Below are 13,712 nucleotides of genomic sequence, written 5' to 3'. Positions count from 1 at the left end.
CCGGATCAGACGGGCAGGCCCACGTAGTTTTCGGCGATGGCCGTCTGCGCAGCACGGCTCGATGCGATGTAGTCCAGCTCCGCCAGCTGCATCCTGCGTTCGAACGGGCCGCCGGACGGATCGCGGTGCATGAGCCGCGTCAGCGACCAGCTGAAACGCTCCGCCTTCCAGACCCTGGACAGCGCTTTTTGCGAATAGGCGGCGACCGCATCGTCACAGTTGCGCAAGAAGAACGCGGTCAATGCCTCGGCAGCGTAGTGCACGTCGCTGGCCGCCAGATTGAGGCCCTTGGCCCCGGTTGGCGGCACGATATGGGCCGCATCTCCGCAAAGCAGCAGACTGCCATACCGCATCGGTTCGAAGACGAAGCTGCGCAAGGGGGCGATGCTCTTTTCGATGCTCGGTCCGCGCGCAATTCCGGCAGCCGCTTCCGGCCCAAGACGCAGGGCCAGTTCGTCCCACACGCGATCGTCCGGCCAGTTGGCAACGTCCTCGCCCGCTGGCACGTCGATGTAATAGCGGCTGCGCGTCTCGCTCCGCATGGACGCCAGTGCGAAGCCCCTTTCGTGACTGGCATAGATCAGTTCGTGATGGCAGGGCGGCACATCGGCAAGGATGCCAAGCCAGCCGAAGGGGTAGACCCTTTCGAAGCCCTTTCCGGCATTTGCCGGTATCGCCTTTCGGCTCGGCCCGTGAAACCCATCGCATCCCACGATAAAGCGGCAATCCACCCGCTGCTGCGCGCCATTCGCATCGGTCCACGTCACATGCGGCGCGTCGCCTTCCATCCCGTGCAGCGCAACCTCGCGCGCGCCGTATTCGATCTCCAGCCCGCGCTCTTCCGCGGCCTGCATGAGGTCGCGGGTCAGCTCGGTCTGGCCATAGACCATCACCCGGCTGCCGGTCAGGTCGGCAAGGTCGATGCGTATCAGCCGCTCTCCGTCGGCCAGCTGAAAACCATCATGCCACAGCCCCTCGGCTTTCAGCCTTGCGTCGAGGCCAAGTCGCTCCATCAGCGACACCGTGATCGTTTCGAGCACGCCTGCGCGAATGCGACCGAGGATGTAATCCGGGCTCTGCCGATCGAGCACCAGGCAATCGACCCCCTCAGCCCTCAGCAGATGGCCGAGAAGCAGCCCGGCCGGCCCCGCGCCGATAATGCAGACCTGCACGCGCCTCATGGCCGAACCGGTGCTTTCGGAGGGCTCCGCAGCACGAAGATCGCCCCGGCCGCCACCAGCGACCCGACGCCCATCATCAGCGCGACCAGCGGCAGGCCGAAGCCACCGACGAACAGGAAACCCGCCACAGCCGGGCCGGCCGCCGCGCCGCCCCTGCCCAGCCCGATGACCAGCCCGGTGCCGCCCGCGCGAAGGTGTGCCGGGTAGGACGCCGCAACCAGCGCGTAGAGGCCCACCACCCCGGCATTGGCGAAGAAACCGACCAGGGCGGCAGCGGTCTTCAGCTCGCCCAGCCCGGTCGCGTTCATGCCGAACCAGACAAGCGCGAGGAAGCTGAACGCGAACACGCCGATCAGCAGGCCGCGCAGCGGAAGCCTGGTGGTGAGATAGCTGAACAGAAGCGACCCCGTCACCCCGCCGATATTCGCCCACACCAGCACGCTACCCGCGCTCGCAGGCTCGTACCCCAGATCCACCACGATCTTCGGGATCCACTTCAGAACGAAGTAGAACATCAGCATGTGGAAGAAGTACGCGATCACGAGCAGCGTGGTGATGCGCCGCATGGCACCCCGAAAGAGGCCCGAGCTGTCACCCGTCTCATCCCGAGCGATCGGCACCACGGTGTCCAGCGCGGCGTGGCCGAGCCGCTTCATCGTGCGGTTGATCTTCGCCAGCGCGCGATCGGGAGAATTGCGACGCAGGATGATCTCCGGCGATTCCGGCACCAGCAGCATGATCGCGGGAAGGAAGGCGATGGTCATGCCCGCACCCAGCCAGAAGATGTCGCGCCAGGTTCCCTCGACCAGCAGGCTGCTGGCGATGGACCCGCCGACGATGGCACCGAAAGGATAGCCCGCCGCCATCAGCGCGACCGCTCCGGCCCGGTATTTGAGCGACGAGACTTCGGCGACCACGGCGTTGTTGCAGGCAAGCATGCCGCCGATTCCGATGCCGGTAACAAGGCGGATGCATGCCAGCATGACGACGCCGGTGGATAATGCAGCCGCGCTCATCCCCGCAGCCATCACCAGCAGGCTGCCGATCATGATCGGCACGCGACCCACCCGGTCCGCCGCCCAGCCCAGCGCGATGGAGCCCAGCGCCATGCCGACCAGTTCTATCGACAGGATGATGCCCAGCGCTGCCCGGTCGACCCCCCATTCGGCGGCGATGCCCGGCGAGGCGAAACTGATGGAGAGGACGTCGAATCCGTCGAGTCCGTTGAGGAGTACACATAGCAGGACGATCAGCATCTGCCGCCATGTCATCGCATCCTGCTCGATCACCGAGCGGGCGTCGCGCGGGTCTGCGTGCATTCCGGTCTCCTCATCCACACACGGCGAAGTGCGCGTTTTCGCGCCACTTTTTCCGAGACGGGGCATTGCCGCCGCGATCCGCCCAGTCTGCGCGATCAAAGCAATAATTGCCGCCCCGCCAATCCATTGATGGGATTTGTATGTCAGGACAAAAACATACGATTAGACCAATCCGTAAAAACCCGGCAGCCTGATCTCACGAAGGTCAAAAATGACCCCTGGGGAGGATACTAAGATGAAGAACCGTGTTCTGACGAGCACTGCCATGGCGCTTGCGATGTTGGCTATGCCCGCCCACGCGCAAACAGCGGACGAAACGCAAACCGACGCAACGGGCGAGGATGCGACCACCGCCCAGCAGCAGCCCCGCGGCGGCCTCAACGAAATTATCGTCACTGCACAGCGTCGCGAGGAAACGCTGCAGGACGCAGCTATTCCGATCAATGCGGCGAGCGGCGAAGAGCTGACGCGCTCCGGGGTGGCCGACGTGACGCAGCTCAACAAGGTTGCCCCCGCGCTATACGTGCCCGAAGCAGGTGGCGCGAACGTCGGCTATTTCGTGCGCGGCGTCGGCAATTTCGCCAATAACGGCTACACGAACCCGGCCGTGGCCTTCAATCTGGACGGCGTCTATATCGGCCGCCCCTCGTCCACCGTCGCATCCTTCCTTGACGTGAATCGAGTGGAAGTGCTCAAGGGGCCCCAGGGCACTCTTTACGGTCGCAATGCGACCGGCGGTGCCGTCAACGTCATTCCCAACATTCCGCGCCTCGGTGTGACCGAGGGCAGCGTTTCCGCGCAATACGGCAATTACGACGCGCTGGAGTTCAACGGTGTCGTGAACGTCCCTCTGGGCGACAGCGCTGCAGCGAGGTTTGCCGGAGCATGGACAGACCGGGACGGATACTATTCCGACGGGACGGGTGCAGCGGAAAATCTGGCCCTGCGCGGGCAAGTCCTGTTCGATCTGTCGCCGGATATCGATCTGCGCCTGTCCGCCGACTATTCGACTTCGAAAGGTACCGGGCCCGGTCTGGATGTGGACGGCGTCTACACCTTCTCGCCGTTTACGCCCAATGCCACGGTGCCGAACTGGCAGTTCGTGCCTTCTCCTGCGAACGTGAGCGAGCCCTTCACCGGCCTGTTCGCTCCGCAGACGCTCGACTTCATCGAGAACAATGCGACGGCCGCGCCGCTGTATTCGCCGGTAACCGGTTATGCCTATCCGTTCCGGGATGACGAGTACTGGGGCGTGAACGCGGAATTCAACGCCGATCTTGGTTTCGCCGACCTGGTGATCATCCCCGCATACCGCCAATCGAGACTCGACAATCTGTTCAACGGCGCGCCTTTCAAGGCGGGTATCAACCAGGACATGGCGGAACAGTTCAGCGTCGAAGGTCGGCTTTCGGGCTATGCCGGTCCGCTGGAATGGCTCGTGGGTGCCTACTACTTCGACGAGAATGTGGAAGGCGTGAATTCGTACAACCAGTTCTCGACCGTATCGCTGCAGGAGTTCGACACATCGACCGAATCCTCCGCTATCTTCGCACGCGGAAGCTTCAGCGTGACGGACGATTTCCGGATTGTCGGCGGTATCCGCTACACGGACGAGAACAGGTCGATCGATGCCCTGTCGGTTGCGATCGCCGGGGTGTGCCTGATCCAGCCCGTGGCCGGCCCGCCAAGCTGCCCCCAGGTCCCGACGATACCGGTCGGCCTCACGCTTGAGGATACCATTTCCCAGCTCGATCCTGCGCTGTTCCCCGCAGGCTCGCCGCTGACCCGCCCGTCCCCCTACGGAACCTTCCCGTACGGCCCCTTCGGCCCAACGGGACCGCAGGCACTGCTGATCGTCACTCCGACGCAGATCGATCGGACCGCGAGCGACGACCAGGTCACCTGGCGCGCCGCACTGGAATACGACGTCACGCCGGATAACCTGCTCTACGCCAGCTTCGAAACGGGCTTTCGCGCAGGCGGCTTCAACCTGACCTTCGGGCAGGAAGAATATGATCCTGAATATATCGACGCCTACACGATCGGCGCCAAGAACAGCTTCTTCGACAACCGCCTGCAGGTGAACCTCGAAGCGTTCTACTGGGATTATACCGGCCAGCAGCTGGCCGCTCTGGGCGTTGACGATCGGGGCAACAACTCGTTCTACACCCGCAACGTCGGGGAATCCTCGATCAAGGGCTTCGAAGTCGATTTCCAGGCGCTGGTGACACAGAGCACCGTCCTGCGCGGCGGCGTCCAGTATCTCGACGCGACCTTCGATCGCTTCGTGTATGAGCAGGTCGACCTGTCCGACGCGACCGACCCGCCCAACTTCCTGACGCCGGTGACGGGCTGCGACTACACGCAGAACCTCACGCCCCAGCGCACGTTCACCATCGATTGTTCGGGCAAGCAGGCGCTGAATGCGCCGAAGTGGACCGTGAACCTGGGCCTGCAGCAGACCTTCGCAATGCGCGATTACGAAATCATCGCGACTGTCGACGGCCGCTATCGCAGCAACCGCATCATCGGGTTCAACTATCTGCCGACCGGCAATAGCGGTGACGATATCACGCTGGACGCCAGCATCTCCCTCGTCTCCTACGACAAGGGCTTCACCGCCGGTGTCTTCGTGCGCAACCTGACGAACGAGGCCATGCCTTCGCTTTACCAGCTGGGCGCAGCGAATGTCGCTTCGGTGAAGTACGAACCGCCGCGCACCTTCGGCGTGCGGGTCGGCTTCCAGTTCTGACCGTGATGACGTTCAAGGCCCTCCCGATCGCGCTCGCCGCTGCCATTACGCTCGCCGGGCCCGCCGCGGCACAATCTGCGGATACCATGCGGGACCGTGTGGGCACGTGGATCACGCTGGGCACGTCGGGCGGGCCGGTCACCAATCCGGGAAGGTCGCAACCTGCCAACCTGCTGCGCTTCGCCGGCAAGGACTACCTCGTCGATGTCGGCGACGGCACGGCGGGGCAGATCAGCAAGGTCGAAGTGCAGAGCAAGATGATCGACGGCGTCTTTGTCTCGCATCTGCACTTCGACCATACTGGCGGGCTGGCCGCAATCCTTGGCCTCAGGTTCCAGACCAGCGCCAGCGATCCGCTCACGATCTACGGCCCGCCGGGCACGCGTGAGATGGTCGAGGGGCTGCTTGCCTCCATGGTGCCGGGAGCGACAGCCAATTATGGGGTCGCGGGTGCCCCGCCAATCGATCACCGCGCCGGGATCGAAGTCGTGGAGCTGCGCGACGGCGATAGCATCACCGTCGATGGCATGAGGGTGCAAGTGGCATCCAACACGCATTACAGTTTCCCTCCGCAAAGCGAACTGGCGCAGCGGTTCCAATCGCTCTCCTACCGTTTCGATCTACCCGGGCGGTCGATCGTCTATACAGGGGATACCGGGCCGAGCGATGCGGTGGAGACGCTGGCGATGGATGCGGATCTGCTGGTGGCGGAGATGATGGACATTCCCCTGACTATCGAACGGATGCGGATGGCCAATCCCGGCATGCCCGAACCGATCCTGAAGCAGATGCAGACCCATCTGAGCGATCATCACCTGTCCGCATCGGACGTAGGCGCACTGGCGAGCAGATCGCGGGTCGGCGCGGTCGCGGTCACTCATTTTTCGGGCTGGGCCGCTGCGGATGCCAGGCATGCGGAATATCTGCGGCAGATCGCCGAGGCTTATGATGGCCCCTTCGTCATTGCAGACGACATGGACGCTTTTTGACCCCAACGAAGATGCAAGGCGGAATTGCCAGCCCGGAAGGTGCCAGACCGCCGGAAACGACGGATGTCGTGTATCTTCCAGGGGGGCGCTTCCCGATGGGCAGCAATGCCTTCTGCCCGGAAGAACGCCCCGCCCGCACCGCCGAAGTTCCACCCTTCCGGATCATCCCGTGGTCCATGTCGCGCACGCCGATGCGCTTGCCTACGCACGCTGGACCGGCAAATCGCTGTTCGGCGGGGTGCTGGCAGTATTGCAGGCCCCTGCCCAGCTGGCAGAGCTGCTGGGCCCGGCGATGACCAGCATGCTGCTGGTGATCACTATTCCCGGCCTGTCCCTGTGGCTGCCGCAGATGCTGGGCTGACCTGGCTGCGCGATGCCATCGCGCCGATCTTCTGTCGGAGCCACTGCAGGCCAGGGTCGGCTTCGCGCGTGGCGTGGAACTGCACCATTTCACGCATGGGCGGGATGGGAAACGGCGTTTCCAGGATTTTCAGCGGAAGCAGCTGCGCCATGTAATGCGCCAGCCTTTCGTGCATCACGCATAACCGCATCGTTCCCGGCACGAGAAACGGCGCCTGGATGAAGGAAGGTGCCCGCACCTCGATCCGTCGCTCCACCCCGTGGCGACTGAACCACTCTTCCGCGAAGGTATGCTTGCGCGCAACGCTCACCCCGACATGGCCGGAATTGACGAAGGTGGAGCGGGAGAGCCCGTCCTCCACCATCGGATTGTCGAGACTGGCCACGGTCACGTGCCGTTCCTCGAACACCAGTTCGTAGGGATGGTCGGGATGCACGAACACTTCGGGTGTCAGCATCAGGTCCAGGTCCCCGTTGCCGAGCGCAATCTGCGAATCCGGGCCGGGCAATTCGAACGCAAAGCGGATCGAGGGGGCCTCCTGCGCCAGCGAGTTCAGCAGGGGGGCGAACAGCACCGTAGTGATGTAGTCCGACGCGGCGATCCGGAACCGGCGTTCGGCATGGCGCGGATCAAACCGCCCCTGCCGGGCAATGAGGGCGCGCAGTTCGGATATCTTGCCAGAAACCTCAGCCTGCATGGTCAGCGCGAAAGGCGTCGGGATCATGCGCTTGCCATGCTGGGCGAGGATATCGTCCTGGAAGCTCTCGCGCAGCCGCTTGAGCGACGCGCTCATGGCGGATTGCGTCACGTTAAGCCGGTTGGCTGCCTTCGTAACATTCTGTTCCTGCATCAGGACATCGAACGCCACCAGCAGATTGAGATCGAAATTGTCTAGCCGCATGTCGCATCGATACCGCTGATGATAAGTCAGCAAAAGAAAAAATTGGACCGATCAAGCGGCAGGTGGGATTGCTCTTGCCAGAGCCTAAAGGCCGCGCGGGAGGGAGTTGGATAATGAATAACCTGGAAGTCCTCGTCATTGGCGGCGGCATCGGCGGAATGACCGCCGCGATCGCGCTGCGCCGCGACGGGCATACGGTCACCGTGATCGAGAAAGACCCCGAATGGGCGGTCTACGGCGTCGGCATCATCCAGCAGGGCAATGTCCTGCGGGCGATGAACCAGCTCGGCCTGCTCGAAGCCTATATAGACGCCTCGGTCGGTTTCGACTTCGTTGCCGTCCACGCGCCCGACGGCACGCAGGTCGCACGCGTGCCCAGCCCGCGGCTGGTCGAAGGCTATCCCGCCAATGTCGGCATCGGCCGGCCGGCGCTGCACAAGGTGCTGGGTGACCGCACGATCGCCTCGGGCGCAGAAGTCCGGCTGGGCATCACGGCCGAGAATATCGACGATGACGGCGAAGGGGTTACCGTCCGCTTCTCAGACGGCAGCGAAGGTCGCTACGACATCGTGATCGGCGCCGACGGCGTCTATTCGGACACGCGCAGCAAGATCCTGCCCGACGCGGAAAAGCCCGAATATACCGGGCAGGCGGTGTGGCGCTACAACCTGCCCCGCCCTGCCGATCTGGACGCGCTGCATGCCTATAACGGCCCCACCGGCGTGGGGCTGGTGCCGATCAGCGAAGAGCTGATGTACATGTACGTGACCACACCCGAGCCGGGCAATCCGTGGTACGACACCAAGGGCATCGCGCAGGTCATGCGCGAAAAGCTGGCGAACACCGCACCCCAGCTGCAGGAAATGGCCGCCAAGATCACCGACGACGAAGGCGTGGTCTACCGCCCGCTGGAGGGCATGATGCTTTCCGGTCCGTGGAGCAACGGCCGCGTCGTGCTGCTGGGCGATGCCGTCCACGCGACGACCCCGCATCTTGGTCAGGGCGCAGGCATGGCGATCGAGGACAGCATCGTGCTGGCGGAAGAACTCGCCAAGGCGGACACGCCCGAAGAGGCTTTCGCCGCCTACCGCGAACGCCGGTTCGAACGCTGCAAGTACATCGTCGAAAGCTCGCTCGCGATTTGCCACGGCCAGATCGGCAAGGGCCCGCCGGTCGACAACCACACCGCCACCGCAGAGATGTTCGAAGTCTGCGCGCAGCCGATCTGAAGATAGCTATCGTGAGCCCATCCGGACCCTTCCTTGAAAACGCCTGGTACATGGCGGCGTGGAGCGACGAGGTTGGCGCAGACCTGCTGCGTCGCCGGCTTGTGGGCGAGCCCGTATTGCTGATGCGCAAGGAGGACGGGACGGCGGTCGCCATGGTGGATCGCTGTCCGCACCGATATGCCCCCCTGTCGCTGGGAGAGCGCGAAGGAGACTGCGTCACGTGTCCCTATCACGGGCTGACGTTCGACACTTCGGGCAAATGCGTGCGCAATCCCTTCTCCGACAAGATCCCGGCAGGCGCATCGCTGCGAACCTTTCCGGTAGTCGAGCGCGACCACATCGTATGGTTCTGGCCGGGCGATCCGGCACGAGCCGATGAGGATGCCATTCCCGATTTCTCCGCCATCGTGAGAGACGGACATGCACCGATCACCGGCCTGATGCCGATGGACGCGAATTACGAATACGGCACCGACAACCTGATGGATCTCAGCCACATCGAATTCGTCCACAAGGGCTCGTTTGCCGGCCGCGGGGTAATCTTCGCCGGGGAACACGAAGTGAAGGTCGAGGGTGAGCAACTGCACTCGAACTGGTGGATGCCGGGCATCCCCGCCCCTGCGCATACCTTCGGCATCTACGATCCCGAAATGATCACCGATCACTGGCTGGACATGCGCTGGGACGCGCCTGCCAGCATGTATCTGCAGGTTGGCGCCTGCCCGGAAGGCGGGCAGCGCGAGGAAGGCGTGATCGCCCACCAGGCTCACATCCTCACGCCCGAGACCGAAACGACAAGCCATTATTTCTGGGCGACGACCCGGCATGGAGCCCCCTCGGTGGAGGGCGATGCCATGCTGGCGGGGCTCATGGGGCAAGCTTTCGGCGAAGAAGACAAGCCCATCATCGAAGCCGCCTACGCCAATACCGACGGTGCCGGTTTCTGGGACCGCAAGCCCGTGTCCCTCGGGATCGACACGGGCGGCACCCGCGCCCGGCGCATGATCGAAAAACTCAAGAAGAAAGAGAACGAACGATGAGCAGAGTCACCGAAATCCGCTACGTCGGCTACGGCGTCGAGGACTTCGACACCGAACGCAAGTTCTACGCCGACGACTGGGGCCTCGTCGAAGTCGAGGCAAAGGACGACATGGCGTGGTTCAAGACCCACGGCCATGATGAGCACCACGTCGTACGCCTGCACCGCAGCGAGACGAACTGCATCGAAGTCATCGCGCTGGCGGCGGATAGCCGCGAGGATGTGGACGCTCTTCAGGCCAAGGTGACCGACGCCGGCTGCAAGCTGATCCATGAAGCGCGCGATCTGGATGCGCCTGGCGGTGGCTACGGTTTCCGCTTCTTCAGTCCGGACGGTCTGCCGTTGGAGATCAGCGCCGATGTGCAGCGGCTCGACAAGCGGGCGATGGAGCGCTGGGAGGGCGTCCCGGTGAAAATCAGCCACATCGTGCTGCACTCGCCCGATCACCACGCCATGGTCAAATTCTTCACCGATGTGCTGGGCTTCAAAGTCTCGGACTGGCTGGGCGACTTCATGGTCTTCCTGCGCTGCAACAGCGCCCACCACCGGATCGCTCTTCTTCCCGGACCGCCCTGCCTCAACCACGTCGCCTACGACATGATGTCGGTCGATGACATGATGCGCGGTGCCAGCCGCCTGCGCAAGCGCGGCACGGACCTGCGCTGGGGCCCGGGGCGGCACACGGCGGGCAACAACACCTTCTCATATTTCACCACGCCTTCGGGGTTTGCCGTCGAATACACGGCCGAACTCGAAGACGTCGATTTCGAGACCCACGAACCCCAGGTTCACGAGCCCGGCCCGCAGATCATGGACCAGTGGGGCGTCGGCACCGGTGGCCCGCAAACCATGCCCAAGCCCGAAGCCGATCCCTGCCTCTTCCAGCCTGCGGAGGCCTGATCGATGGCGCTCTATTCCCCCTTCAAGAACTACATCTGGAACCTGAGCGTCGCGATCGCGATGGAGAGCGGCGGGCGGATCGGCGAGATCGTCGACATGTGCCAGCCGATCCTCGACGCGGCGGATAACGGCGCCGATGCGGGTACGCCGCAGTTCATGCAGGCCTGGGCCGGGATGGGCCACAAGCTGCTTGAGCTTGCCGCAGAGGACGAGGCCAAGGGCCGCAACTTCTCCGCGTCCGACAAGCTGGAGCGTGCATCGCTCTACCTGCTGGTGGCCGAACGCATGCAGGGTCACGGCACCAAGGGTCGCGAGGAAACCTACGCACTGGCTCGCGAGACCTTCGACAAGTCCACCAGGCTGGGCAAGATCAACCGCGAGCGCGTGGAGATCACGCTCGATAACGGGACGATGTCCGCCATCTTCACCCGCGCGCCGGGCGATGGCCCGAAGCCCAGCGTGGTGTTCTGCAATGGCCTCGATAGCTGCAAGGAGATGCTCTACTGGACCGGCATGCCCGCCGCCCTGGCACGACGCGGCATCAGCACCCTATGCGTCGATCAGCCCGGCACCGGGGAGGCGCTGCGCCTCCAGAACCTGCCCGTCGATCCGCATTCGGAAAGCTGGGCCAGCAAGGCGGTCGACTGGCTGGAACAGCAGCCTGAAGTGGATAGCGCGAAACTCGGCATGACCGGCATCTCGCTCGGCGGCCATTTCGCCCCGCGTGCCGTCGCCTACGAACCGCGCTTCGCCAGCGGAGCAGTGTGGGGTGCGAACCACAACTGGCGCGAAGTGCAGGACAAGCGGATGGAGCGTGAAGGCGAAAACCCGGTCCCGCACTATTGGGCGCACGTCCACTGGGCGTTCGGCGCCGAGGACCAGGAAGACTTTCTGGAGAAATCGGCCGACATGAACCTCAACGGGCACATGGACCGGATCAAGGTGCCCTTCCTCGTCACCCACGGCGCGCACGACCGGCAGATCAGCGTCGGTTACGCCGACGATCTGTACGACCAGCTCGTCAATTCGCCACGCCGCGAGAAGGTGATCTTCACCGAGCGCGAAGGCGGGGTGGAGCACGTCGGGGCCGACAACATGAGCTATGGCCGCGATCTGATTGCCGACTGGTTTGCCGAAACGCTGGGCGGCCACGTAGCGTGATCGGCAGCGGCGCGAGCGCACGATCGGCGGGAAAACCGCAAGGCTTCATCCTGCTGGCAACGGCAGTCCTGCCGATCATGGCGATCGTATCGCTGATCCCGGTCCTGCCCCTGCTGCTCGGCGAATTCGGCGACGTACCCAGCAGCGACTTCCTGGTGCCCATGGCGCTGACCATACCGGCCCTGTGCGTCGCGCTGTTCTCGCCGCTGGCCGGCTGGCTGTCGGACAGGGTCGGACGCAAGCACCTGATGGTGGGTGCGCTGGTGCTCTACGCCGTCTTCGGCATCCTTCCGTGGTTTCTGGACAATCTGTTCCAGATCATCGCCGCGCGCTTCGCCCTTGGCGTGGTCGAAGCCGTCATCATGACACTCGCGACGGTGCTGATCGGGGACTATTTTGCGGGCGAGCGGCGCGAGCGGTGGATTGCCGCGCAGATCGCCGCTGGCAGTGTGGCGGCCATCATCCTGATTGCCATCGGCGGGCTGCTCGGCGAACTCCTGGGATCGCGCGGTCCGTTCCTTCTCTACCTGCTGGCGCTCCCGATCGCGCTCGCCGCAGCAATCGGCCTGTTCGAGCCTGAGGCGACGGCAAGCAACGCAGAGGACAATGCGGGGGCCTTCCCTTTCCGGATCGTCCTGCCGCTCTCGCTGGTGACATTCGGCATCGGCATCGTCTTCTACACGGTGACGGTTCAGCTCGGCCCGATCCTCGAAACGTCGGGGCCGGTCTCTCCCGCACAGATCGGCCTGATCGGTGCGCTCTGCAATCTTGCCGTCGCGGCCGGTTCCTTCGCCTTCCATCGCGGGCGGCAGAATGCCGGCCCGACCCTGCTGGCGATCGGTCTGGCCGTGGCCGGCCTCGGCTACGCGGGCGTGGCGCTTGTCCCCAGCCTCTTCGTTCTGGCCGCTGGCGCGATTCTGGTTTGCTTCGGCAGTGGCCTGATGCTGCCCAATATGCTGGCCTGGACCATGCGCTCTCTCCCGGCGCCCATGCGCGGCCGGGGAATGGGCCTGTGGACAGGATCGTTCTTTCTGGCGCAATTCCTCGCGCCGCTTGTGCTCGCAACCTTCACCGGTCTGGCTGGCAGTCTGTCGCTCGCCTTGATCGTCTACGCGCTTGCCGCTGCTGCCGGCGCGCTTGCCGCTTTCATCAAGACGAGATCGGGCCAAAGGGCTGCAACGTGAGCGCCAGACCCGTCCTGTGGTTCGCACCGCAAACCTGCGCGCGGGTAGCGCTGACCGCGCTGGAGGAAATCGGCGAACCCTTCGAAACGCGCCTTGTCGCATTTATGGCGGGCGAGCATCGCGGCGAGGAATTTCTCGCGGTCAATCCCGCAGGCAAAGTCCCCGCGCTCGAGACTGCGCATGGTGTAATCGTCCAGAACGGCGCGATACTGACATTCCTGGCGCAACGTCACCCCCAGGCTGGACTGCTGCCCCGGCCAGAGGATGCGGCACGGAGCACGCAGGGTCTCGAAGAGCTGTTTCGCTGTTCCAGCGACCTGCACCCACTGGTGACGCGCTTCGTCATGTCGGGGATGATTTCCACCCACGCGGACGACGCGCCGCGTATCCGGGCCAAAGCTGGCGAAGGGCTGGCGATGCAGCTGACCGTGCTCGAGCAGCGGCTGAGTGCGCAGCCCTGGATGCTGGGGCAGGACTGGTCGATCCTCGATGCCTACCTCGCCTGGATCTGGTTCCGCATCACGGGCGCAGGCTTTGAGCAGACCAAGTTCCCCGCATTGCAGCAGCACTACGCCACCGCATCGCAGCGGCCGAGCGCGCAGGCCGCGCTGCGCCACGAAGAGAAGGCGCAGGACGAGCTCAGGGCGCGCGGGCTGCACTTTCAACCGCCGCCAGTCGGCAAGCCAGACTGATAGA

At 64.1% G+C, this 13,712-nt stretch carries 12 protein-coding genes; 9 read left to right on the top strand and 3 right to left on the bottom strand.

What is annotated here, in order from left to right; genetic code table 11:
• Positions 1–5: 5 nt before the first annotated feature.
• The gene (gene pobA, locus ADAD_RS0107850) at positions 6–1,181 is read right to left on the bottom strand and encodes a 4-hydroxybenzoate 3-monooxygenase (protein WP_010412144.1); all 1,176 of its coding nucleotides are present in this window, start codon (positions 1,179–1,181) and stop codon (positions 6–8) included.
• A complete protein-coding gene (locus ADAD_RS0107845) occupies positions 1,178–2,500 on the bottom strand; it encodes an MFS transporter (protein WP_029139995.1) in 1,323 nt (440 codons plus the stop codon). The genes pobA and ADAD_RS0107845 overlap by 4 nt, the downstream gene beginning before the upstream one ends.
• A 235-nt stretch (positions 2,501–2,735) precedes the next feature.
• Here ADAD_RS0107845 and ADAD_RS0107840 point away from each other — a divergent pair, with 235 nt between their 5' ends.
• From ADAD_RS0107840 to ADAD_RS17300, 3 genes are read left to right on the top strand one after another with little or no spacing between them, the layout of a single operon-like run.
• A complete protein-coding gene (locus ADAD_RS0107840; RefSeq protein ID WP_010412137.1) occupies positions 2,736–5,252 on the top strand; it encodes a TonB-dependent receptor in 2,517 nt (838 codons plus the stop codon).
• 5 nt (positions 5,253–5,257) lie between these two features.
• On the top strand, positions 5,258–6,241 hold the full coding sequence (locus ADAD_RS0107835; protein ID WP_010412132.1) for an MBL fold metallo-hydrolase: 984 nt from the start codon (positions 5,258–5,260) through the stop codon (positions 6,239–6,241).
• On the top strand, positions 6,156–6,602 hold the full coding sequence (locus ADAD_RS17300; protein WP_337442413.1) for an SUMF1/EgtB/PvdO family nonheme iron enzyme: 447 nt from the start codon (positions 6,156–6,158) through the stop codon (positions 6,600–6,602). Before ADAD_RS0107835 ends, ADAD_RS17300 begins: the two co-directional genes overlap by 86 nt.
• Here the strand turns inward: ADAD_RS17300 and ADAD_RS15735 are convergent.
• Positions 6,559–7,503, bottom strand: coding sequence for a LysR family transcriptional regulator (locus ADAD_RS15735; protein WP_010412128.1), 945 nt, complete (start codon positions 7,501–7,503; stop codon positions 6,559–6,561). The two genes, ADAD_RS17300 and ADAD_RS15735, sit on opposite strands and share 44 nt — an antisense overlap.
• A gap of 113 nt (positions 7,504–7,616) precedes the next feature.
• On the opposite strand from ADAD_RS15735, the gene ADAD_RS0107820 reads away from it, so the two are divergent.
• From ADAD_RS0107820 to ADAD_RS0107795, 6 genes are read left to right on the top strand one after another with little or no spacing between them, the layout of a single operon-like run.
• Complete coding sequence (locus ADAD_RS0107820) at positions 7,617–8,732, top strand: FAD-dependent oxidoreductase (RefSeq protein ID WP_010412122.1); 1,116 nt, start codon at positions 7,617–7,619, stop codon at positions 8,730–8,732.
• Between the two features lie 50 nt (positions 8,733–8,782).
• On the top strand, positions 8,783–9,772 hold the full coding sequence (locus ADAD_RS0107815; protein ID WP_010412120.1) for an aromatic ring-hydroxylating dioxygenase subunit alpha: 990 nt from the start codon (positions 8,783–8,785) through the stop codon (positions 9,770–9,772).
• Positions 9,769–10,671: a VOC family protein gene (locus ADAD_RS0107810; protein WP_010412117.1), complete on the top strand. Its 903-nt coding sequence runs from the start codon at positions 9,769–9,771 to the stop codon at positions 10,669–10,671. Before ADAD_RS0107815 ends, ADAD_RS0107810 begins: the two co-directional genes overlap by 4 nt.
• A 3-nt stretch (positions 10,672–10,674) precedes the next feature.
• Positions 10,675–11,832, top strand: coding sequence for an alpha/beta hydrolase family protein (locus tag ADAD_RS0107805; protein WP_010412113.1), 1,158 nt, complete (start codon positions 10,675–10,677; stop codon positions 11,830–11,832).
• Positions 11,829–13,016 carry an MFS transporter gene (locus ADAD_RS0107800; RefSeq protein ID WP_010412110.1) on the top strand — a complete coding sequence of 396 codons (1,188 nt, stop codon included), beginning with the start codon at positions 11,829–11,831 and terminating at the stop codon, positions 13,014–13,016. Before ADAD_RS0107805 ends, ADAD_RS0107800 begins: the two co-directional genes overlap by 4 nt.
• Positions 13,013–13,708, top strand: coding sequence for a glutathione S-transferase family protein (locus ADAD_RS0107795; protein WP_010412108.1), 696 nt, complete (start codon positions 13,013–13,015; stop codon positions 13,706–13,708). The genes ADAD_RS0107800 and ADAD_RS0107795 overlap by 4 nt, the downstream gene beginning before the upstream one ends.
• Positions 13,709–13,712: the final 4 nt, after the last annotated feature.

Source organism: Citromicrobium sp. JLT1363 (assembly GCF_000186705.1).
GTDB lineage: Bacteria > Pseudomonadota > Alphaproteobacteria > Sphingomonadales > Sphingomonadaceae > Alteriqipengyuania.
The sequence above is the reverse complement of the archived record's forward strand: the minus strand, read 5'-3'. Positions and strand labels throughout refer to the sequence as shown.

What these genes read in the sequence shown, in the direction of transcription:
- pobA (WP_010412144.1), bottom strand. Translation starts at nt 1,181, where the DNA reads ATGAGGCGCGTGCAGGTCTGCATTATCGGCGCGGGGCCGGCCGGGCTG.
- ADAD_RS0107845 (WP_029139995.1), bottom strand. Translation starts at nt 2,500, where the DNA reads ATGCACGCAGACCCGCGCGACGCCCGCTCGGTGATCGAGCAGGATGCG.
- ADAD_RS0107840 (WP_010412137.1), top strand. Translation starts at nt 2,736, where the DNA reads ATGAAGAACCGTGTTCTGACGAGCACTGCCATGGCGCTTGCGATGTTG.
- ADAD_RS0107835 (WP_010412132.1), top strand. Translation starts at nt 5,258, where the DNA reads ATGACGTTCAAGGCCCTCCCGATCGCGCTCGCCGCTGCCATTACGCTC.
- ADAD_RS17300 (WP_337442413.1), top strand. Translation starts at nt 6,156, where the DNA reads ATGCCAGGCATGCGGAATATCTGCGGCAGATCGCCGAGGCTTATGATG.
- ADAD_RS15735 (WP_010412128.1), bottom strand. Translation starts at nt 7,503, where the DNA reads ATGCGGCTAGACAATTTCGATCTCAATCTGCTGGTGGCGTTCGATGTC.
- ADAD_RS0107820 (WP_010412122.1), top strand. Translation starts at nt 7,617, where the DNA reads ATGAATAACCTGGAAGTCCTCGTCATTGGCGGCGGCATCGGCGGAATG.
- ADAD_RS0107815 (WP_010412120.1), top strand. Translation starts at nt 8,783, where the DNA reads ATGGCGGCGTGGAGCGACGAGGTTGGCGCAGACCTGCTGCGTCGCCGG.
- ADAD_RS0107810 (WP_010412117.1), top strand. Translation starts at nt 9,769, where the DNA reads ATGAGCAGAGTCACCGAAATCCGCTACGTCGGCTACGGCGTCGAGGAC.
- ADAD_RS0107805 (WP_010412113.1), top strand. Translation starts at nt 10,675, where the DNA reads ATGGCGCTCTATTCCCCCTTCAAGAACTACATCTGGAACCTGAGCGTC.